This is a genomic window from Mesorhizobium sp. M0062 (genome assembly GCF_040323125.1).
GTDB lineage: Bacteria > Pseudomonadota > Alphaproteobacteria > Rhizobiales > Rhizobiaceae > Mesorhizobium.
In genome coordinates this window covers 38,356-60,245 of the sequence record NZ_JAMYUO010000027.1, presented here as the reverse complement: position 1 = coordinate 60,245, position 21,890 = coordinate 38,356, and the positions used below count along the sequence as shown (strand labels likewise).

The window sequence follows — 21,890 nt, the reverse complement described above, 5'->3', positions numbered from 1 at the left end:
GGGAGGGGGTGCGCCGAGCTAATCCGAAACCGGCGTGTTCTCATCCACATCCACCCGGAAATTGCCTTCCAGGATCTCGGCCTTCTTCTTCTCGACCAGATCCTTCACATCCGCCGGCAGCGTCTTGTCGAATTTATGGTAGGGCGCCAGGAACGACCCGCCCTTGGCCATGCGCGAGAAATCGCCATAGTCCTGCGCGGTGAAGACACCGGCCTTGACCAGCTTGATCGCCTGCTCGACTGTCGGATACATGTCCCAGACCGGCCCGGTTATGACCGTGTCGGGGCCGAGGCTCGACTGGTCGGACATGTTGGAGATGGCGAGGATCTTCTTGTCCACCGCCGCCTCGATGACGCCGAAGCGCTCCGCATAGATGACATCGACGCCGGCATCGATCTGGGCGACCGCCGCTTCCTTGGCCTTGGGCGGATCGAAGAACGAGCCAATGAAGGCGACCTTCTTCTTGATGTTGGGATTGACCTCCTTGGCGCCGGCAAAGAAGGCGTTGACCAGCCGGTTCACTTCCGGAATGCCCATGGCCGCCACCGCGCCGATCGTGCCCGACTTCGACATCTTGCCGGCGATCATGCCGGAGAGGTAGGCCGGCTCGTGGATCCAGTTGTCGAAGACGCCGAAATTGGGCTCGGCCGGCCCGGCGCCCGAGCCGAACAGCCATGCCGTCTTCGGGAACTGCTTTGCCGTGCGGCGCGATTCACGCTCGGCGGCGAAGGCGTCGCCCAGCACCAGCTGATACCCGCCTTGCGCATATTCGCGCATGACGCGGCTGAAATCGGCGGTCTGCACCTTTTCCGACCATTTGTATTCAATGCCGAGTTCCTTCTCGGCCTTCTGAAGGGCGACGTGGATCTGGTTGTCCCACGGCTCCTCGATCGGCGTGGCGAAGATCGCCGCCACCTTCAGCTTCTTGTCCTTGGCGAAGGCTGCACCCGGCAGCATGGCTGCGGCCAGGCCAAGTGCGCCGAGTTCCAGCACGTCGCGCCGCGACAGGCCGGTCGATTGCGATTTGTTTTTCCGGTTTTCCATCTAGTGCCCCTCTGTTTGACAGCCGTGTCGAGCCGGCTGTTCCGAAATCAGACGCGGAACTATGGAACGGGTGCGGACTTTTGTCCACATGGTCAAATTTGGGCGTGTCGCTGGCAGGAGCCGGCGCTAGCGTACCGCCTTCTCGCCACCGGCTACGGTGATGACGCCGACGATGATCAGCCCGGTCAGCAACAGCCGAACGCCGGCGCTGACGCCGAACGTGTTGAGCATGGTCAGAAGCAGCACCAGGAACAGCGCCGCGCCCCAGACACCGGGAACATTGGCCTTGCCGCCGGCGACCGAGGTGCCGCCGATGACGACGACGGCGATCGAGGCCAGCAGGTACTCGTTGCCGATATCGACATTGGCGCCGCGGAAATAGCCGGCGAGCAGCGCCCCGTCCATGCCGCCGAGCGCGCCCGACAGCGTGTAAGTGAGGAAGCGGGTGCGGCCGACATTGACGCCGGCAAGCCACGCGGCGCGGATGTTCTGGCCGATCGCCAGCACCGAGCGGCCATAGATCATGCGCTGCAAGGCGATGGCCGCACCGATGGTGAACAATACGGTAAGGATCGCCAGCACTGGAATGCCCAGGATTTGCCAGTTGGCAAAATCGGCAAAGCCGGGCGGCGGCTTGATCTGCAGGCCACGCCCATAGCTGATGTCGATCGACTGGATGATGAAGCTGGCCGACAGAGTGGCGATGATCGGCGGGATCCTCAGCGCCCAGATCAGGAGATAGTTGACGGCACCGATGGCAGCGCCGCAGGCGAGCGCGGCGAGCAGCCCGACCACGATCATGGAATCGCTGCCGCCCATGACCTTCATGGCGACGGCACTGGCGAGCCCGATATTGGCCGGCAGCGACAGGTCGACATTGCCTGGCCCGAGCGTGATGACGAACATTTGGCCGACGCCGACGATCACGGTGAACACGGCAAGCGAAAGTGCCGCCGTGATCATGCCGCCGCCGCCATAGCCGCCGGTGAAAGCGATGGTCGCCAGCCAGACGAACATCGCGCCGATGAACGACCAGATCCAGGGTTTGGCGACAAGCGATTTAACCAGCGTCATCGCTACCTCTCCCTGCGGCTGATCAGGACGCGGGCTGCCAGCACGATGATCAGGATGGCGCCGTTGGCCGCGACCTGCCAGTCCGGCGGAATGTGCATGAAGGTGAGCAGAGGCGATGCCGCCAGCGCCAGTGTCAGCGCGCCGAGCACGGCGCCGATCGGCGACACCCGGCCGCCGACGAACTCGCCGCCGCCGAGAATGACGCCGGCGATCGCCAGCAGCGTGTAGCCATTGCCGATATTGGCGTCGGCCGAGGTGGTGATGCCGATCAGCGCCATGCCGGACAGAACGCCGAATAGGCCGGTCAGCGCAAACAGCACGATCTTGGTTCGAAGCAGCGACCAGCCAGCGCGCCTGAGCGCCGCCGGATTGCCGCCGGATCCCCGCAGGATGACGCCATAGGAGGTGCGCATCAGCCCAAAATGCACCACCGCTGCGATCGCCAGCGCGGCGATGATAGGGAACGGAATGAAGGGCGGCTTGAAGGCCATCAGCGACAAGAGCCAGTCCGGCGCCTTGCCACCGGGCTTGGGCAGCACCAGAATGGCAAGTCCCTGCCAGACGAAGCTCATGCCCAGCGTCACCACGATCGACGGCAGATTGCGCAGATAGATCAGTGCGCCGAGCAGCGCATAAACGCCTATGGAGCCGAGCAGGATGATCACGCCGAGCAGCGGCGCGTCCTTCAGCCAGGTCGCGGTGACGCAGCCGACAAAGCCGACAAAGGTGCCGATCGACAGATCGAGCTCATTGCCGGCGATGACGAACATCTGGGCGATCGTCGCCAGCGCGATCGGAATAGCGAGGTTCAACATCAGGCTGAAGCCGAAATAGCTGATGGCGCGTGGGTTGAGCCAGGCGATGGCGATAACCACCAGCGCCAGCGACAGCGCCGGCAACAGGCTGCGCAGCAGGCGCGCGCGGGCCGCGCTGCTGCGCGGCGAGGACGTAGGGCCGGGAGCGACTGCCGTCATCTCAGGCCGCGTCGCCGAATGAGGACTGGATGATCTTTTCCTCGGTCAGCTCGTCGCGCGTGAGATTGGCGACGATGCGGCCGTTCTTGAAGACATGGATGTGGTCGCAATTGTCGAGCTCTTCGGTCTCGGTGGTGTACCAGAGGAAGGTCCGGCCCTTGGCCGCCTCCTCGCGCACGAGATCGTAGACCTCGAGCTTGGTGCCGATGTCCACGCCGCGCATCGGATCGTCCATCAGCACGATCTGCGCATCGGAACCCAGTGCGCGGGCAAACAGCGCCTTCTGCTGGTTGCCGCCGGACAGCGAGAAGATGTTGTTGGTCATGTCAGGCGTGCGGATGCCGATCTTCTGCTTCCAAAACTCAGCAAGCTCGGCCTCGCGCTGCGGCGAGATCAGCAACCCTTTGCGCAGCCGCGCCAGCGAGCGGATGCCGATGTTTTCGGCAATAGACCATTGCGGGAAAATGCCGTCCGATTGGCGGTCTCCGGCCACCAGCGCCACCGGGGCGGTCACCTCGATATCAAGCCTTCTACGCGTCGCGGCGGCAAAGATCGCCAGCAACAGGTCGGTCTGGCCATGGCCGGCAAGCCCGGCAAGCCCGATGATCTCGCCGGCGCGAGCGACAAGCTCCTTGCCGTCCTGCTGCCGCTCGGGCCGCGCCCGCACCCTGAGCGGGCCCGCCGCCGGCCTGGCGGCGATCTCCGCCGCGATCTTCTCGCGCGCTTCCGCGCCGCCCATGGTGGCCACCAGCCGGTCGCGGTCGAACGCTTTTGCAACGTCCGTGGCGACCACCTTGCCGTCGCGCATGACCACGATGCGGTCGGCATTCTGCAGCACCTCGCCCAGCACATGCGAGATCAGGATGCAGCTGCCCCCGGTGGCTACGAAACGGCGCACGAAGGCAAGCAGCTGGCCCGCAGTATGCGCGTCCAGCGAAGAGGTCGGCTCGTCGAGAATGACCAAGTCGAGCGGATCGCGCGTCACCGTGAAGGCGCGCGCCACCTCGACCATCTGCCGCCGGCCGATGGAGAGATCGCCGGCAATGTCGTCTGCCGAGATGCCGTGATCCGGAAAGATTTCGTCCAGCTTGGCGGCAATGAGAGCAGCCGCCTTGCGTCGCCAGCCGAAGCCGGTGAGCGCCGGATGGTTGATGCGCGTATTCTCCGCGATACTGAGGTTAGGGCAGAGCGACAGTTCCTGGAACACGCAGCGTATGCCGAGTTTCAGCGCGCGCGCCACCGAGTAGTCGGTTTCGGCATTGCCACGCACCGCGATCTCACCGCCATCGGGCTGCAGCGTACCGGCCACCATATGCATCAGCGTCGATTTGCCGGCTCCGTTGTGGCCGACCAGCCCGACGCATTCGCCTGATACAACATGGAAGTCGACGCCGTTAAGCGCCCGAACGGCGCCGAAATGTTTTTCGGCGCCGCCCAGTCTGATGATGTCCGTATTGGCCTCAGGCATGCTCAACGATATCCGGTCGGTCATGCCGCTGGCAATGAATGCAATGCATCACTTGATATTGGCTTTGATCGCCGCGATTGCGTCTTCCTGGCTGTATTCGTGGGTGGCGACGCCGCCCTCCTTGATTTTCGGCAGCTCGGTCTCGAAATTGTCCTGGGTAAAGGCGAGATACGGCACCAAAAGGTCATGCGGAATGTCGGTGCGGCCGTCGAGCACCTGCTGCGCCACCCAGAAGGCCAGCGACGACACGCCGGGCGCGATCGAGGCCGACCAGGTCTGGTAGCCATCCTTGTCCTTCTGCTCCTTCCACCATTTCAGCTCGTCCTGGCGGTTGCCCATGATGATGGTCGGACGCGGCTTGCCTGCGGCGGCAAAGGCTTGTGCCGCGCCATAACCGTCACCGCCTTGGTCGACGATGCCGACGATGTCGGGCAACGAAGGCAGGATCGTCCCGACCGCCTTCTGCGCCGTCGTCTGGTCCCAGTCGCCGGTCACCGAACCGACGATCTTGAACTCGGGATGGGCGGCGACGCCTTCGAGGATGCCGGCATGGATGGCATCGTCGATCGAGGTGCCGGCAAGGCCGCGGATTTCCAGCAAATTGCCGCCCGTGGGCTGGAATTTGGCCATCTGCTCGACTTCCTGCTTGCCCATGTCCTTGAAGTCGACGACGACGCGGTAGGCGCAAGGTTCGGTGACGGTCCCGTCGAAGGAGACGACGACGATGCCGGCATCGCAGGCCTGCTTGATGGCGCCGTTCAGCGCATCCGGCGATGCGGCATTGATGACGATGGCGTCATAACCCTGTAGGATCAGGTTCTGCACCTGGGCAGCCTGGGTCGGCACTTCCTTGTCGGCGGTGGTGAAGATGTCGGCGGCGCCGACGATCTTATCCTCAACCGCCTTCTTGGTGACGATGCCGTAGCTGTCGAGCATCGCCTGACGCCACGAGTTGCCGGCGTAATTGTTGGAGAAGGCGATCTTCTTGCCGCTGGTGTCGGCAAGCGCCGTGCCCGAGGCGAGCATCGCCGCCAGAGCGCTCAGGACGAGCAGTTTCTTCATGTCATAATCCTCCCATGGATTGTCGGCCCCGCCGACTGTTGCTGATGGTTTTGGCGTTGGCTGCCTGTTTTTTATCTATTGTCAGACAAATGCAGATGAGCTCGCTTGTCAACTGCGATCGGTTACGCTTTGGCGATCAACTTCAGGTGCGATGATTGAAAAGCCTTCGCCTGCTGGTCTAGGGAAGGGCCCAGGAGACCATGCATGGCAGCGACGCCGCCGACCCTTCCCCCCAGTGCACCCAAAAGAATGGGCGCGCCCGGAATTCCGGCGCGCTGGACGTCAAGCGCCAAGAGCGGCGTAGGTGCCGCGCTTTCAACGGCGAGTCGCGTCTGGTTCACGCTCAGCCATGGCATCGTCAATGAAGTCTACTATCCCGGCCTCGACAGCGCCTGCACGCGCGACATGGGACTGCTGGTCACCGGCCTCGGCGGCTGGTTTTCCGAGGAGAAGCGTGACGCCACGCATGCCATCGAGCCGTTCGAGGAAGGCGTGCCCGCCTACCGGCTGGTCAACGCGACGGCGCGTTACCGGATCGAAAAGCGCATCCTGGCGGATCCGGCGCGCCCGGCCCTGCTGCAGGAAATCAGCTTCACGGCACTCGAGGGCGTGGCCACGGACTACCGCGTCTACGCCCTGCTGGCGCCGCATCTGGTCAATGCCGGCATGGGCAACACCGCCTGGATCGGCGAGCACAAGGGCAAGCCGATGCTGTTTGCGTCCGGGCACGGCGCCTGCTTGGCGCTTGCCTCCTCGCTGCCCTGGGGCGACTGCTCGGCCGGCTATGCAGGCTTTTCCGACGGCTGGCAGCAACTCAGCCGCGCCGGCCGGCTCGATCCGACCTGCCAAAGCGCGGAGGACGGCAATGTCGCGCTGACCGGCGAGATCGGCTTTTCTTTAGCCAACAGCGAAGCCTTGCTTGCGCTTGGGTTTGGGGCGACGCCGGATGAAGCGGCCGAAAACGCCGCCGCCAGCCTGAAACGCGGTTTTGAGCCGGCGGCAAAGGCCTATGTCGCGAAATGGCGGAAATGGCAGGCAGGCCTGACGCCGCTCGACCACCATGATGCATCCGGCCTCAACACCTACCGCGTCAGCACAGCGGTGCTGGCGACGCACCTGTCGCTGGCGAGGCCCGGCGCGGCCGTTGCCAGCCTGTCGATCCCGTGGGGAGCGAGCAAGGGCGACGACGACCTTGGCGGCTATCATCTGGTCTGGCCGCGCGACCTTGTGGAAACCGCGGGCGGCTTGCTCGCCGCCGGCGATCCGGCGCAGGCGCTTGAGATCCTCGCCTATCTCCGTTCCATCCAGCAGCCGGACGGCCACTGGCCACAAAATGTGTGGCTCGACGGCTCGCTCTATTGGCCGGGCATCCAGATGGACGAATGCGCCTTCCCACTGCTGCTTGCCGATGCGCTGCACCGCGCCGGCCACCTGCCGCGCGCCAAGCTCGCCGCCTTCATGCCGATGGTCGAGAAAGCAGCGTCCTATGTCGTGCGCAATGGTCCCGTCACCGGGCAGGACCGCTGGGAAGAGGATGCCGGCTACAGCCCATTCACGCTCGCCGTCGAAATATCGGCACTGCTTGGCGCCGCCGATCTGTTCGACGTTGACGGAAAACCGGAGCCGGCTAACTATTTGCGCGAGGTCGCAGATTGCTGGAACGACCAGATCGAGCGCTGGACCTATGTCAGCGGCACACCGGAGTGCCACGAGGCTGGCGTCGACGGGTACTACATCCGCATCGCACCGGCCGACGCTTCAGGCGCCGCATCGCCGAAGGACGGCTTCGTACCGATCAAGAACCGTCCGCCGGGCGATACCGACAAGCCGGCCGAAGCGATTGTCAGCCCGGACGCGCTGGCGCTGGTCCGCTTCGGCCTCAGGGCCGCGGACGATCCGCGCATCGTCGGCACGGTCAAGATCATCGACGCGCAACTGCGCTGCGACCTGCCGCAAGGGCCTCTATGGTACCGCTACACCAGCGACGGGTATGGCGAACACGCCGACGGCGCCCCCTTCGACGGCAACGGCCAGGGCCGACCCTGGCCGTTGCTGGCCGGCGAACGCGCCCACTACGAGCTGGCCGCCGGTAACAAGGACAGGGCGGCAAGCCTGCTCAGGACATTCGAGGCTTCGGCTGGTGTGGGCGGTCTGCTGCCGGAACAGGTCTGGGACGGCGCCGACATACCGGAGCGCGAATTGTGGCTGGGCAAGCCGTCGGGCAGCGCCATGCCGCTGGTCTGGGCGCATTCGGAACACATCAAGCTGTTGCGCTCGCTCCGCGACGGCGCCATCTTCGACATGCCGCCGCAAGGCGTCAAGCGCTATGTCAGGGACAAGACCGGCTCGCCGCTGAGGATATGGCGCTTCAACAACAGGCTGCGCACCATGGAAGCCGGCAAGACGCTGCGGGTTGAACTGCTGCAGCCGGCACTGATCCGCTGGAGCGGCGACCAGTGGCAGACCAGCCATGAAATCAACACGTCCGTGAATGTCTTTGGCGTCCATATGGCGGATCTGCCGGTGACCGATATTCCGCGAGGTAATACGATCGTCTTCACTTTTTTCTGGCCCGACGGCGACCGTTGGGAGAATGTCGACTTCACCGTCGGCATTGAGAACTAACTCGCCAGCAATTTCTTTCCTCAAGCGACTAGGACAACACCATGCAGATCGGAATGATGGGACTGGGCAGGATGGGCGCCAACATGGTGCGCCGCCTGATGCGCGACGGCCATCAATGCGTCGTCTACGACATCAACCCGGCAAGCGTTGCCGCCCTGGTTGCCGATGGCGCCATCGGCGCCGCATCGATGGAGGAGTTCGTCGGCAAGCTTTCCAAGCCGCGCAGCGCCTGGCTGATGCTGCCGGCGGCGATCACCGGCAAGATCGCCGACCAGGTGGCAGCATTGATGGAGCCCGGCGACATCATTATCGACGGCGGCAATTCCTATTATCACGACGCTGTCGACCAGGCGGCCGAGCTTGCGGCCAAGGGCCTGCACTATGTCGATGTCGGCACCAGCGGCGGCGTTTGGGGCTTCGAGCGCGGCTACTGCCTGATGATCGGCGGCCCCGATACGGCGGTCAAACACCTCGATCCGATCTTCGCCACGCTGGCGCCCGGCGCCGATGCCGGCGCCACGCCCGACAAGGCGGGCGGGACCGCACCCTTTGGCTACCTGCATTGCGGACCGAGCGGCGCCGGCCATTTCGTCAAGATGATCCACAACGGCATCGAATATGGCGTCATGGCCGCCTACGCCGAAGGCATGAACATCCTGAAATCGGCCAATGCCGGCAAAAGACAGCGCACTGCCGACGCCGAGACCAGCCCTTTGGAAAACCCGCAATACTATCAGTTCGACATCGACCTGCCGCAGGTGGCCGAGGTCTGGCGCCATGGCAGTGTGATCGGCTCCTGGCTGCTCGACCTCACCGCCGGCGCTCTGAAGAGCGACCCGGCATTGGCCCAGTTCGGCGGCCGCGTCTCCGATTCCGGTGAAGGCCGCTGGACGCTGAAGGCGGCGATCGACACCGGCGTGCCGGCGCCGGTTCTGTCCTCGGCTTTGTTCGACCGCTTCTCCTCGCAGGGCGAATCCGAATTCGCCGACAAGCTGCTGTCGGCCATGCGCTATGCCTTTGGCGGCCATGTCGAAAAGCCGAAGGCCGGCAAGTGAAGGCCGCAGGGGAGACGCGCAAGATGAGCCCGGAACGGTCCGACACGCTGGTGCTCTTCGGAGCAACCGGCGACCTTGCCCACAAGAAGATATTTCCGGCCCTCTACCAGATGGTAGCCAAGGGGACGCTGACCGAGCCGGTGATCGGCGTCGCCTTCGATGCATGGGACATCAACCAATTGCAGGCGCGGGCCCGCGACGGCATCGTCAACGCTGTCGGCAAGATCGACGAAAAGATCTTCGCCAAATTCGCCAGTCTGCTGCGCTATGTCAGCGGCGACTACCGCGACGGCGCGACCTTCGAGAAGCTGAAGACGGCGCTCGGCTCGGCGCAGCGGCCGCTGCACTATATGGCGGTGCCGCCGACCATGTTCGAGACCGTTGTCCAGGGGCTGGAGCAATCCGGTACCGCGCATGGCGCGCGGCTGATGGTGGAAAAGCCGTTCGGCCACGATCTCCAATCGGCGCGCTGGCTGAACCGCGTGCTGCATCTGGTGTTCGAAGAGCAGTCGATCTTCCGCATCGACCACTATCTCGGCAAGGAGGCGATCCAGAACCTGCTCTATTTCCGCTTTGCCAATTCCTTTCTCGAGCCGATCTGGAACCGCAACTTCGTCGAAAGCGTACAGATCACCATGGCCGAGGACTTCGGCGTCGAAGGCCGTGGCAAATTCTATGACGATGTCGGCGCTATCCGCGATGTGATCGAGAACCATCTGCTCAACATCCTTTTGCTGCTCGCCATGGAACCGCCGGTCGGCCGCTCGGCCGACGATCTGATCGACGAGAAGGTGCAGGTGCTGCGCGCCATCCGCACGCTGACCAAGGACGACGTCGTGCGCGGCCAGTTCACCGGCTACCTCGCTGAACCCGGCGTGAAGCCGAACTCGCCGGTCGAAACCTTTGCTGCCGTGCGCTTCATGGTCGACACCTGGCGCTGGCAGGACGTGCCGTTCTTCATCCGCACCGGCAAGAACATGCCGGTGCATGTGACCGAAGTGATCGTGCGGCTGAAGCGGCCGCCGCTCGACGTCTTCGATCCGATCAAGCCCAGCGACGCAAATTACGTGCGCTTCCGCATCGACCCGCAGGTGGCGATCTCGATCGGCGCGCAACGCAAGGCGCCCGGCGACGACATGGTCGGCGAGCAGGTCGAGCTCACCGCGCTCGACGATTCGAAGGGCGACATGCCGCCCTATGAGCGGCTGATCGGCGATGCCATGAACGGCAATGGCCAATTGTTCACCCGCCAGGATGCCAGCGAGCTTGCCTGGCGCATCGTCGGCCCGGTGCTGGGCGACACTACGCCGCCGCATATGTATGAGCCGAAGACCTGGGGGCCTGCCGACGCCATGGCCAGCTTCGGGCCGCCCAACGGCTGGATCAATCCGAGTTGAGCAATTCCAGGAAAAGTGCGAGCGGTCTTTCCGTCCGAAATTGGGTAAAAATAAAGAGTTGGAGCATTCCCCCGTTTCCCTGAAACGCGGGAATGCGCCAAGTGAGCGGAGGAAACGACATGGCCAAGGCAGCCAGGCCCGCGAAGGCCAACGCCGAACCGATCGTGCTGACGATCGATGTCGGCGGCTCGCATGTGAAAATCCTCACCAGCGCCGGCGGCGAGATGCGCCGAGCCGATTCCGGACCGGATCTGACGCCGCAGCAGATGGTCGCCACGGTGAAGACGCTGGCCGAAGGGCTGCCCTATGACGTGATCTCGATGGGCTATCCCGGCCCGGTCAGGCACAACAGGCCTTCGCTCGATCCCGCCAATCTCGGCAAGGGCTGGGACGGCTACGATTTTGCCGCCGCCTTCGGCAAGCCGGTCAAGGTCGTCAACGACGCGCTGCTGCAGGCGATCGGCAGCTACGATGGCGGGCGCATGCTGTTCCTCGGCCTCGGCACCGGCCTGGGCGCGGCGATGATCCTCAACAATGTCGGCCAGCCGATGGAACTGGCGCATCTGCCGTACCGCAAGGGCGGCAGTTTCGAAGATTATGTCGGCGAGCGCGGCCTGGAGAAATACGGCAAGAAAAAATGGCGCAAATACGTTTTCGACGTCGTCGGGCGGCTGCGTGCGGCGCTGCAGCCGGATTATGTCGTGATCGGCGGCGGCAATGTCGACAGACTGGATGAATTGCCCGCCACATCCAGGCGCGGCGACAATACGCGCGCTTTCGAGGGCGGTTTTCGACTATGGCGCGACAAGGCGCTGATCGTCTGATAGTATTAAAATTCAGTATAGTTGTTCAAAATGACGTGTGGCCCGATACGAAGTCATTGCGTTACGCAGATTTGGCGATTAGATCGGTGGCACCGGATGGAATCATCTGGCGCAACCGCACATATGCGGCAAGACAAATGACTAGAGCGGATTTCCGGCTCCGCTGGGACCACTCTGGGAGTTTCCGCCACCCCCCCTAGCGACGGAGAGATAAATTGGCCGACGACAGCAACGACTCTGACAAGGACATCGACCTGCTCGAGCTTACCGCCCATATCGTGTCCGCTTACGTCGAGAAGAACCGCTTGCCCGTTGCCGGCCTGAGCGATCTCATCGCCAGCGTTGCGGCGTCGATCGGAGGGCTCAGCCAGCCGCCGGCCCCAGTGGCGGCGCCGCAGATCCCGGCCGTCAATCCCAAGCGGTCGGTGACGCCGGATTACATCATCTGCCTCGAGGACGGCAAAAAATTCAAATCGCTGAAGCGCCATCTCGGCGTCCATTTCAACCTGACGCCGGAAGCCTATCGTACCAAATGGGGCCTGCCGGCCGACTATCCGATGGTTGCCCCCAACTACGCGGCGTCGCGCTCCGAGCTGGCCAAGTCGATCGGCCTCGGCCGCAAGGCTGCAGTGGCCGCGCCGGCGAAAGCCAAGGGTCGGAAGGCCAAAGTTCCGGCCTGAGTGGGATCAGCGCCTCGGCGCTGAGCCAATCGTTTGGACGACTGGAACAGAAGCCTGCCGGCGAATGAGCCTTGGCAGGCTTCGTGCTTTTGTGGCTTGGATACACCGCAGAGATTGTTTTGGGGGAGCAGCCATGAACTACGCCAGAATGGTGATCGAGAAAGAGGCGCCGGAGGAATACGGCTACGATCGCATTCGGTTCAATCTCTCCGAAAGCTCGATCGCCGATCAGAAACTCTCCGACATTGGCCTGTCGCTGCCGGATCTCACGCTGTTCTACGGCGAGCATCGCGGCGACAAGGAGTTGCGGGCGCTGATCGCGGCGCAGGACAAAGGCATTTCGCTTGACGATGTTCTGGTGACCGCCGGTGCGGCGGGCGCGCTCTTCATCATTTCGACCTCGCTTCTGTCGGAGCGCGACCATCTTGTCGTCGTCCGGCCGAACTACGCCACCAACATCGAGACCCCCAAGGCGATCGGCTGCGCCATCTCCTATGTCGATCTCGATTTCGACGCAGGCTTTGCCATCGATTTCGGCCGCGTCGCCGCCAGCATGCAACCGAACACCAAGCTGATCAGCGTCACCTGCCCGCACAACCCGACCGGCACGATGATGGGCCGGGCCGATCTCGACGCGCTGATTGCGCTGGCCGAAGCGAGCGGCTGCCATCTGCTGGTCGACGAGACCTATCGCGACCTCTCCTATGGACAGCGCCTGCCGGCGGCGGCTTCTCTCAGCCCCAAGGCGATCAGTGTCTCGTCGCTGTCGAAAGCCTTCGGCATTCCCGGCATCCGCATTGGCTGGCTGATCACCAGCGATGCTGAACTGCAGGAGCGCTTCCTCGCCGCCAAGGAGCAGATCGGCATTTGCGGCAGCGTGATCGACGAAGGAATTGCGCGCGGCATGCTGGAGCGCCGCGACGCTTTCTTGGCCGCGCTGCTGCCCGAGATGGCGAAACGCCGCGACATCGTGCAAGCCTGGATCGACCGCGAGCCGCTGGTCGACTGGGTGCGGCCACAAGGCGGCGTCGTCGGATTTCCAAGGCTCAATGTCAGTCCAGACTTCGACCTCGACCGTTTCTACGTCAATCTCTTGGAAAACCACGGCGCCTATGTCGGTCCCGGCCACTGGTTCGATATGCCCAAGCGCTTCTTCCGCGTCGGTTTCGGCTGGCCGAAAGAGGCGGAATTACAGGGCGGCCTCGACGCCATCACCGCCGCGCTGAGGCAGTAACGTCCGCGTGCAATCGGGCGAGCGGCTGGAAAACCGCTTGATCCAGGCCCGATTTTCACGCATACGCGCCCCGAACTTTGATAAGTTTCATTGGCCGGAACAGCGCCCATTTCCGGGAAGTGCCCCGCCGGCCAATGCAAGCAACGGGGCCTGTATCCATGACGTCCCATTCCCATACACCGCCTGACCGGCGTTACGCCGCCTTCCGCCATCGCTCCTTCCTGAGCTATTGGGCGGCGCGTTTCCTGACCACCTTCGCCACCATGATCGTGTCCGTCGCCGTCGGCTGGCAGATCTATGATCTGACGCGCGATCCCTTCGATCTCGGCATTGTCGGCATCGTCCAGTTCCTGCCGTCGCTGCTGCTGGTGCTGGTCACCGGCGTTGTCGCCGACCGTTTCGGCCGCCGCCTGATCATGGCGCTGGCGACGGTAGTCGAGGCAGGTTGTGCGCTTGTCCTGTTGTACTTCACGCTGCGCGGTCTCGTCAGCCCGCTGCCGATCTTCATCGTGCTGGCTATGTTCGGCCTGGCGCGCGCTTTTTATGGGCCGGCCTCGTCGTCGCTGTTCGCCAACCTTGTTCCGCCGGAAGATTTCGGCAATGCGATCGCCTGGAACTCGTCCGCCTGGCAAACGGCGACCATTGTCGGCCCGGTCGCCGGCGGCCTGCTCTATGGCGTCTCGGCCGAAGCCGCTTACGCCGTTGCCTCCGTGCTGATGCTGGTGGCCGGTCTGCTGATCTTCACCATTCCGAAACCGGCCCAGCAGAGCGCCACCGACAAGCCGACGATGGAGACGCTGTTTGCCGGCTTCCGATACATCTGGAGCGAGAAGATCGTCCTGGGCGCCATCTCGCTCGACCTCTTCGCCGTGCTTCTGTCCGGTGCCTCGGCGCTGCTGCCGGTCTATGCCCGCGATATTCTGGAACTCGGCCCGTGGGGACTCGGCCTGCTGCGCTCGGCGCCCGGCATCGGCGCCATCTGTGTCGCGGTCTGGCTTGCCGGGCATCCGCTGCGCGACAATGCCGGCAAGATCATGCTCGGCTTCGTCGCTGGGTTCGGCGCCTTCACCGTGCTGTTCGGCGTCTCGACCATCACCTGGCTGTCGATCCTGGCCCTTGCCGGCCTCGGCGCAACCGACATGTTCAGCGTCTATATCAGGGAGACGCTGATCCAGCTGTGGACACCCGACGAGGTGCGCGGCCGCGTCAACGCCGTCAACCAGGTCTTCGTCGGCGCCTCCAACGAAGTCGGCGAGTTCCGCGCCGGCACCATGGCGGCGCTGATCGGCACCGTGCCGGCGGTGGTGATCGGCGGCGTCGGTGCGATTGCCGTCGCCGGACTGTGGGCGGTGCTGTTTCCGCAACTGCGAAGGGTGCGGCATCTCAACAGCCGCAACTGATCGAGTAAGCCGCTGGATCCGGTCCAAATCAGCGTGCGCCGATGACGGCTGAGATGGGCCGGAAGCGGACGGGCCGGTTCTGGGCGAACTAGCCAGATGGCGGGGCAGCCACAGGGTGGACATTTCAACCCATATGGAAAATGATCATGTTGCCATGCACAATACTGCAGTGCTCTGGTCTCGACGAGAAACCTTAAATATAGAAGAGAACCACCCGACCTCCGGGTCCAGCGAGCGGGGACGCAAATGGACACTTCAGGGAATCGGCAATCGCATCGCGACGCAAGCGGGCGACCCAGCCGATCGGCCGGCTGGCTGGCCCGCGCAGCCGTCCCAGTGGCATTCCTGCTCGGCATGGCTTTCAGCAGCAATGCGTTTGCGCAGGACCAGCAACTGCCGGTGGTGACGGCGGCCAAGCCGGTGGTACGTGAAATCGTCGAAGACGACGAGTTCGTCGGGCGCTTCGAAGCCGTCGACGAGGTCGCCATCCGTTCGCGCGTCAGCGGCTATCTGGACAAGATCAGCTTCCAGGACGGCGCACTGGTCAACAAGGGCGACCTGCTCTTCACCATCGACCAGCGTCCGTACCAGGCGGCCTACGATGCCGCCAAGTCGCAAGTGGACGTCGCCAAGTCCCTGCTCGAATTCTCCAAGATGCAGCTGGATCGCGCCGATGAGCTCGCCAAGACCGGCAATATCTCGGCCGCGACGGTCGACGACCGCCGGCGGGAATACCTTTCGGCGCAGGCGCAGATGCAAGGCGCGACGGCTGCGCTGACGACGGCCAACCTGAACCTGGAGTTCACCGAGATCAAGGCGCCCTTGTCCGGCCGCATCGACCGCCGGCTGGTGTCGGTCGGCAACCTCGTGCAGCCGGATTCCACCTTGCTGACGACTATCGTCACGCGCGATCCGATCGACTTCTATTTCGACGTCGATGAGCGCCTGTATTTCAGCTACGCCCGCGACGCGAAGGAGCGCGGCGGCAGCATGCAGGAAGGCGCCGGCGGGCTCGAGGTGGTGGTTCGCGTCGCCGACCGCGCGGAGGCGGTATTCAAGGGCAAGCTCGATTTTGCCGAGAACCGGATCGACAACGCGACCGGCACCATGCGGGTGCGTGCAAGGTTTGCCAACGCCGACGGCGTTCTCCAGCCAGGCATGTTCGGGCGCATCAACGTGCCGGGGTCGCTGCCGCATAGCGGCGTCCTGGTGCCCGACGAGGCGGTCGGCGCCGATCAGGATCGCCGCATCGTGTACCTGGTGGATGAGGCCGGGATGGTGTCGGCGAAGCCCGTGCGCACCGGCCCGCTTCTCGACGGCTACCGGGTGATCCGCGCGGGCCTGACCGGCGACGAGACGATCATCGTCAACGGGCTGATGCACGCCAGGCCCGGCACCAAGGTGAAAGTCGAGATGGTGACGTTGCCGCCCAAGGTCGAGACCGCCGGGTTGCAGCAATGAGGTTCGCCCATTTCTTCGTCGACCGTCCGATCTTCGCATCGGTCGTTTCGATCGTCCTCCTGATCCTCGGCGGGATTGCTTATACCCAGCTGCCGATCGCGCAATATCCCGAGATCGCGCCGCCGACCATCGTCGTTCGCGCCCAGTACCCGGGCGCCGACGCCGAGACGGTCGCAGCGACGGTGGCAACGCCGATCGAGCAGGAGATCAACGGCGTCGAGGGCATGCTTTACATGTCGTCCTATTCGTCCGGCGACGGGGCGATGGCGCTGACCATCACCTTCAAGCTAGGCACCGATCTCGACCAGGCGCAGGTGCTGGTACAGAACCGCGTGTCGGTCGCCGAGCCGCGCCTGCCCGAAGAAGTCCGCCGCCTCGGCATCACCACCATCAAGAGCTCGCCCGACCTGATGATGGTCGTGCACATGCTGTCGCCCGACAATACCTACGACCAGCTCTACGTCTCGAACTACGCCCGCTCGCGGGTGCGCGACATACTGCTCAGGTTGGACGGCGTCGGCGACCTCATCATCTTCGGCGAACGCGAATATTCGCTGCGCATCTGGCTCGATCCGGAAAAACTGTCCGCCCTGGGGATGACCTCGGGCGATGTGGTGCAGGCGCTGCGCGACCAGAACGTCCAGGTGTCGGGCGGCTCCATCGGCGCGCCGCCGACCAATACCGGCACGGCGTTCCAGTACACGGTCACCACGCAAGGCCGCTTCAACGACGCACGGGACTTCCGATACGTGATCGTCAAATCGGCCGAAGACGGCCGCCTGATCCAGCTGCAGGACGTGGCGCGCATCGAGCTCGGCGCCAAGGATTACGTCACCAACTCCTATCTCAACGGCAAACCGGCGGTGGCGCTCGCCATCTTCCAGCGGCCAGGCACCAATGCGCTCGCCGCAGCCGCGGAGATCCAGGACAAGATGAAGGAGCTTTCCCAGGACTTCCCGAAGGGATTGAGCTACGACATCGTCTACAATCCGACCGAGTTCGTCGCCGAGTCGATCCAGGAGGTCTACAAGACGATCCTCGAGGCGATGGTGCTGGTCATCATCGTCATCATCGTCTTCCTGCAATCGTGGCGCATGGCGATCGTGCCGATCGTGGCCATCCCGGTGTCGCTGATCGGCACGCTGGCGGTGCTTTACGCCGCCGGCTTCTCCCTCAACATGCTGACGCTGTTCGGCCTCGTTCTGGCCATCGGCATCGTCGTCGACGATGCGATCGTCGTGGTCGAGAACGTCGAGCGAAATATCGCCAGGGGGTTGGCGCCCAATCCGGCGTCGCATCTGACCATGGACGAAGTCGGAACGGCGGTCATCGCGATCTCGCTGGTGCTGATAGCGGTGTTCGTGCCGACAGCCTTCATTCCCGGCATTTCCGGGCAGTTCTACCTGCAGTTTGCGATCACCATCGCGGTGTCGACGGCGATCTCGGCATTCAATTCGCTGACGCTCTCGCCGGCCTTGGCCGCGCTGCTGTTCAAGCCGCACCACACTGCTGCGGCGCCGCCGCGCTTTTTCCTGGCGCGGTTCGGACGGGCGCTCGCCGACGGCTTCAATGGCGGCTTCGACAAGGTCGCCCATTGGTATTCGAGCATCGTGCGCGTGCTGGTCGGCTCGCGGATAGCGATGGCCGCCACGCTGGCCGTTTTCGCGGCCCTCATCTACGCCACGGTCTATATGGTTCAGACGGTGCCGCGCGGTTTCATTCCGTCGCTCGACCAGGGGTATGCGATCGTCGTCGTCCAGTTGCCGGACGGCGCCTCGCTATCGCGGACCGATGCCGTCATCCAGCAGGCGTCGCAGATCATCCAGAAAACGCCGGGCGTCGACTACGCGGTCGCCTTCGCCGGCTTCTCCGGTGCCACCTTTACCAATGCCAGCAACGCGGGCGTGATCTTCGCCAGGTTCAAGCCGTTTGACGAGCGACTGGAAGCCGGCCAGTCCGCGACCCAGGTCATCGGCAATTTGTTCGGCAGCCTGCAAAGCATCAAGGAAGCCTTCATTATCGCACTGCCGCCGCCGCCGATCCGCGGCGTCGGCAATGCCGGCGGCTTCAAGCTGCAGATCCAGGAGCGCAACAGCGCCGACATGCGGCAGATCCTGGCGCTTGCCTATGAAATTGCCGGCAAGGCCAACAAGACGGCGGGGCTGACCGGCGTGTTCACCACCTTCTCCGCGTCCAGCCCGCAATTCTTCCTGGCGATCGATCGCGACAAGGCGCGCATCCTGAACGTGCCGATCCCCAACATCTTCGAGACGCTGTCGATCAATCTGGGCACCGCCTACGTCAACGACTTCAACGCTTTCGGGCGCGTCTACCAGGTGCGCGCGCAGGCCGACCAGGCGTTCCGCCTCGATCGCGCCGACATCTTGAAACTGAAGGTGCGCTCGGCGACCGGCGCGCTGGTTCCGCTGGGCACGTTGATCGAGATCCGCGACGTCACCGGCCCGGCGCTGGTCCAGCGCTACAACATGTACGTCTCCGTGCCGCTGCAGGGCAACGCCGCGCCCGGTGTTTCCACCGGCGATGCGCTTGCCAAGATGGAAGCGATCACGGCACAGACGTTGCCGGCCGGTACCTCCTACGAATGGACCGAACTCGCCTATCAGGAGCGCAACACCGGCAATGCCGCTGTCTATATCTTCGGACTGTCGGTGCTGTTCGTGTTCCTGGCGCTGGCGGCGCAATATGAAAGCTGGGTGCTGCCGTTCGCCATCGTGCTGGTGGTGCCGCTCGGCGTGCTCGCGGCGTTGCTCGGCGTGTCGTTCCGAGGGCTGGACAACAACATCCTCGTGCAAATCGGCCTCATCGTGCTGATCGGACTTGCCGCCAAGAACGCGATCCTCATCGTCGAATTCGCGCGGCAGGCGCAGGAACGCGGCCTGTCGGCCGCCGAGGCTGCCGTCGAAGCCTGCCGGCTCAGGCTGCGGCCGATCCTGATGACCGCCTTCTCGTTCATCCTCGGCGTCGTGCCGCTGATGATCGCGACAGGCCCGGGCGCGGAAATGCGCCAGTCGCTCGGCACCGCGGTGTTCTCCGGCATGCTCGGCGTCACCTTCGTCGGCCTGTTCCTGACGCCGGTGTTCTACGTCACGCTAAGGTCGCTGTTTTCACGGCGCAAGCCGCATGCCGAGGCCGAGCCTTCGGCACCGGCAGAGGTGCCGTCGGAGACGGCCGCCGAGTAGTGTTACACGGGCAGTTCGTGGCGCTGCCGACTATTTCGTTTTGGTGTTGAATTCACGGTTTGCGGCATAGTCGATAGTGAAGGTGCCCGCAGGAGCGCGAACGCCCTGCTTCACGTTGGATATGGTGACTGTCGAGGTAAGGCCCCTCTCGTCAGTCAGGGTCCATCTGCGTAGATCGAGCGATTCCCTGTCAAACACCATAGTGATATTCGAATTGCCGAAGGCCGACTTGTCGGCCAGCCTGATGATCACCTGGGCGCCATCGTCCTTGATACTTTTGAGGCGATTGCCGGAAAAGTTGACCTGATTGTCGAGGAGCAGCTTGAGCGGCGTCTTCGAGAGAGCATAAAGCCGCGATGTCTTGAGCTTCTTGTTATAGACCACCAAGGATTTTCCATCTGCAATTACGCTGACCCCTGATTGGCCTGCATAGTTGAACCGGATCTTGCCCGGCCGCTGGAGGAAAAATTTCCCTTTGGTCCTTTCCGCTCTTGGGCCCGACTGGACAAAGTCCCCGGACATGGACTTTACCGATGAGAAGTGATCGGCAATCGTCTTCGCTTCTACAGGTGCGGCCAAGGCCGCGGTCGAAAGTTCGGCGTTTATCGCGACAGCGCTGACAACGGCGAACCAGAAAGCCCGCAGTCTTTTGCTGTTATATGCCATTCAGTTATCCTACCCCGAAAAGACGCGTGATCGAAAGAGATCACGCGTCTTTGAGATCAGTAGCCGTCCGGGCACTGAGCAACGTAAACTCGACCGTTCCGACCGCGATATCTGCACTGGCCGGCTTCGCTGGCGTGCCCGATGACCGCCCCGGCCAGCGCTCCGACCGCCCCGCCAACAACCGCCCCTTTTACCGGGTCGCCGGCCACTGCTGCGCCTACAGCTGCGCCACCCAAACCACCGACGGCAGCGCCTTGTTCGGTGCGGGAGCATGCCGCGAGCGGAATGAGTAGGCTCAAAATGAGCAGCGTCTTCTTCATTGGTTCTCTCCTGGGGCCGTTATTAGCCGAAGCTTAAATGCGCCACGGAGTTTTTCGATCCATCGGAGTGTTTGGGGCGCAATCCAAATCTGCGGGAACGGGCTAAGGTCCCGGATCCATGGTACACGCCTCCCAGAGGTAAGTCGTCTTTGGGCAAGCTCGGCCGTTCAGAGTAGTTGGATTTTGCTCTATCCCTCAGTAGGCTTGCCGAAGATCAGGCTCAAAAATTCGCTCAGCCAGCGCTTGAGGTGCATATCCCAGATCAGCCGGCCGCCGAGATGGTCGCGGCCGGGCTGCGCGCCGGGCAATTCGAAACGGTGCGCGCCGCGCACCACCCAGCGCTGCATCATCAACCGGGTCAGTTCGCCATGGAACTGGATGCCCCAGGCATTGTCGCCATAGCGAAAAGCCTGGTTGGGGTAGGTTTCCGCCGTCGCCAGCAGCGTCGCATCCCTGGGCAGCGAAAAGCCTTCGCGGTGAAACTGGTAGACCATGTCGGGCCAAGGCAGCAGCTTCTTGCCGGCTTCGGTCGGCTTCAGCGGATACCAGCCGATCTCGACCAGCCCCTCGCCATGCCCCTCGACCTTGCCGCCGAGATGATTGGCCAGCATCTGCGCGCCAAGGCAGATGCCGAGGAAGGGCCGGTTCTCCTTTAGCGGAACATTGAGCCAGTTGGTCTCGCGGCGGACGAACTCATCTTCGTCATTGGCGCTCATCGGCCCGCCGAACACCACGGCGCCGGCGTGTCCCTCCAGCGTCTCCGGCAGGCTGTCGCCGAGAGGCGGCCGGCGGATGTCGAGGTCGAAACCTTCCTCGAGCAGCATGTGGCCAACCCGGCCGGGGCTCGAAGTCTCCTGATGCAGCACGATCAGGACTTTTGGTTTCGAGCTCGGTCTGGGCGGCATGGAAAGGCGGAATCCTATTCGTCGCTCGACGTTCCGCTGGCGTCGGGCGCGGCGGCCGCCGCCTTGCGGCGCGCCTCGACGCGATCCTGGCGCTCGACGCCGATCAGTTCGGCAACGCGCCAGACGGTGTTGTCCTCCAGTTCATGCAGTTCGCCGTCGGCATAGACGATTTCCCACATCAGGCCGATGAAAGCCTTGCGCGCCTCGGCGTCGAGATGGCGCTTCAAGACGCTGGTGAAGGCATAGAGGTCGATCGCCTCATTGTCGGCGCGCTCGCCGGCGGCAGCCAGTGCATCGAGCTCGTCGCCGCTGATCGAATAGCTCTGCGCCAGCACCTGCTTGAACCGCTCCCACTCGACATCCTGGCGCACGCCGTCGGCATTCATCACATGATAGAGCAAAGCCGACGCCGCAACGCGCGGATCGTCCGCATTGGCGCGAGCCCCAGCCCCGGAGGGCAGGTCTTTCAGAAAGGCCAGGACGCGTTCGAACATGGTGCTC

Annotated in this window: 18 protein-coding genes; 9 read left to right on the top strand and 9 right to left on the bottom strand. The window is 63.6% G+C overall.

The window, feature by feature from the left end:
• Positions 1–18: 18 nt before the first annotated feature.
• From NKJ64_RS25215 to NKJ64_RS25195, 5 genes are all read right to left on the bottom strand, one after another.
• Complete coding sequence (locus NKJ64_RS25215) at positions 19–1,044, bottom strand: BMP family protein (protein WP_023670460.1); 1,026 nt, start codon at positions 1,042–1,044, stop codon at positions 19–21.
• Between the two features lie 126 nt (positions 1,045–1,170).
• Positions 1,171–2,118: an ABC transporter permease gene (locus NKJ64_RS25210; protein WP_023698400.1), complete on the bottom strand. Its 948-nt coding sequence runs from the start codon at positions 2,116–2,118 to the stop codon at positions 1,171–1,173.
• Between the two features lie 2 nt (positions 2,119–2,120).
• Complete coding sequence (locus NKJ64_RS25205) at positions 2,121–3,092, bottom strand: ABC transporter permease (RefSeq protein ID WP_023826908.1); 972 nt, start codon at positions 3,090–3,092, stop codon at positions 2,121–2,123.
• A 1-nt stretch (position 3,093) separates the two neighbouring features.
• Positions 3,094–4,560, bottom strand: coding sequence for a sugar ABC transporter ATP-binding protein (locus tag NKJ64_RS25200; RefSeq protein ID WP_352463526.1), 1,467 nt, complete (start codon positions 4,558–4,560; stop codon positions 3,094–3,096).
• A 48-nt stretch (positions 4,561–4,608) separates the two neighbouring features.
• The gene (locus NKJ64_RS25195; RefSeq protein WP_352463525.1) at positions 4,609–5,622 is read right to left on the bottom strand and encodes an ABC transporter substrate-binding protein; all 1,014 of its coding nucleotides are present in this window, start codon (positions 5,620–5,622) and stop codon (positions 4,609–4,611) included.
• Positions 5,623–5,826: 204 nt separating this feature from the next.
• Between NKJ64_RS25195 and NKJ64_RS25190 the strand changes: the two genes are divergently transcribed.
• The 9 genes from NKJ64_RS25190 (at position 5,827) to NKJ64_RS25150 (ending at position 19,498) form a co-directional block, all read left to right on the top strand.
• Positions 5,827–8,247, top strand: coding sequence for a glucan 1,4-alpha-glucosidase (locus NKJ64_RS25190; protein WP_352463524.1), 2,421 nt, complete (start codon positions 5,827–5,829; stop codon positions 8,245–8,247).
• A 41-nt stretch (positions 8,248–8,288) separates the two neighbouring features.
• On the top strand, positions 8,289–9,302 hold the full coding sequence (gene gnd / locus NKJ64_RS25185) for a phosphogluconate dehydrogenase (NAD(+)-dependent, decarboxylating) (RefSeq protein ID WP_023737959.1): 1,014 nt from the start codon (positions 8,289–8,291) through the stop codon (positions 9,300–9,302).
• Positions 9,303–9,325: 23 nt separating this feature from the next.
• Positions 9,326–10,699 carry a glucose-6-phosphate dehydrogenase gene (gene zwf / locus NKJ64_RS25180; protein ID WP_023710194.1) on the top strand — a complete coding sequence of 458 codons (1,374 nt, stop codon included), beginning with the start codon at positions 9,326–9,328 and terminating at the stop codon, positions 10,697–10,699.
• Positions 10,700–10,818: 119 nt separating this feature from the next.
• Positions 10,819–11,523, top strand: coding sequence for an ROK family protein (locus tag NKJ64_RS25175; RefSeq protein WP_352463523.1), 705 nt, complete (start codon positions 10,819–10,821; stop codon positions 11,521–11,523).
• A gap of 215 nt (positions 11,524–11,738) precedes the next feature.
• Positions 11,739–12,203, top strand: coding sequence for a Ros/MucR family transcriptional regulator (locus tag NKJ64_RS25170; RefSeq protein WP_023687743.1), 465 nt, complete (start codon positions 11,739–11,741; stop codon positions 12,201–12,203).
• 133 nt (positions 12,204–12,336) lie between these two features.
• Positions 12,337–13,437 (top strand): aminotransferase class I/II-fold pyridoxal phosphate-dependent enzyme, encoded by a 1,101-nt coding sequence (locus tag NKJ64_RS25165; protein WP_023755618.1) that lies wholly within the window; start codon positions 12,337–12,339, stop codon positions 13,435–13,437.
• Between the two features lie 158 nt (positions 13,438–13,595).
• Positions 13,596–14,837 (top strand): MFS transporter, encoded by a 1,242-nt coding sequence (locus tag NKJ64_RS25160; protein ID WP_023730214.1) that lies wholly within the window; start codon positions 13,596–13,598, stop codon positions 14,835–14,837.
• A gap of 354 nt (positions 14,838–15,191) precedes the next feature.
• Positions 15,192–16,298: an efflux RND transporter periplasmic adaptor subunit gene (locus tag NKJ64_RS25155; protein ID WP_023687741.1), complete on the top strand. Its 1,107-nt coding sequence runs from the start codon at positions 15,192–15,194 to the stop codon at positions 16,296–16,298.
• Positions 16,295–19,498, top strand: coding sequence for an efflux RND transporter permease subunit (locus NKJ64_RS25150; protein ID WP_023752682.1), 3,204 nt, complete (start codon positions 16,295–16,297; stop codon positions 19,496–19,498). The genes NKJ64_RS25155 and NKJ64_RS25150 overlap by 4 nt, the downstream gene beginning before the upstream one ends.
• 30 nt (positions 19,499–19,528) lie before the next feature.
• Here the strand turns inward: NKJ64_RS25150 and NKJ64_RS25145 are convergent, their stop codons facing one another.
• From NKJ64_RS25145 to NKJ64_RS25130, 4 genes are all read right to left on the bottom strand, one after another.
• Positions 19,529–20,164, bottom strand: a complete 636-nt coding sequence (locus NKJ64_RS25145) for a LolA family protein (protein ID WP_023687739.1) — start codon at positions 20,162–20,164, stop codon at positions 19,529–19,531.
• A gap of 56 nt (positions 20,165–20,220) precedes the next feature.
• Positions 20,221–20,484 carry a YMGG-like glycine zipper-containing protein gene (locus NKJ64_RS25140; RefSeq protein ID WP_023670477.1) on the bottom strand — a complete coding sequence of 88 codons (264 nt, stop codon included), beginning with the start codon at positions 20,482–20,484 and terminating at the stop codon, positions 20,221–20,223.
• A 188-nt stretch (positions 20,485–20,672) separates the two neighbouring features.
• Positions 20,673–21,389, bottom strand: a complete 717-nt coding sequence (locus NKJ64_RS25135; protein ID WP_023752685.1) for a glutamine amidotransferase — start codon at positions 21,387–21,389, stop codon at positions 20,673–20,675.
• 14 nt (positions 21,390–21,403) lie between these two features.
• A complete protein-coding gene (locus NKJ64_RS25130; RefSeq protein ID WP_023687738.1) occupies positions 21,404–21,883 on the bottom strand; it encodes a tellurite resistance TerB family protein in 480 nt (159 codons plus the stop codon).
• Positions 21,884–21,890: the final 7 nt, after the last annotated feature.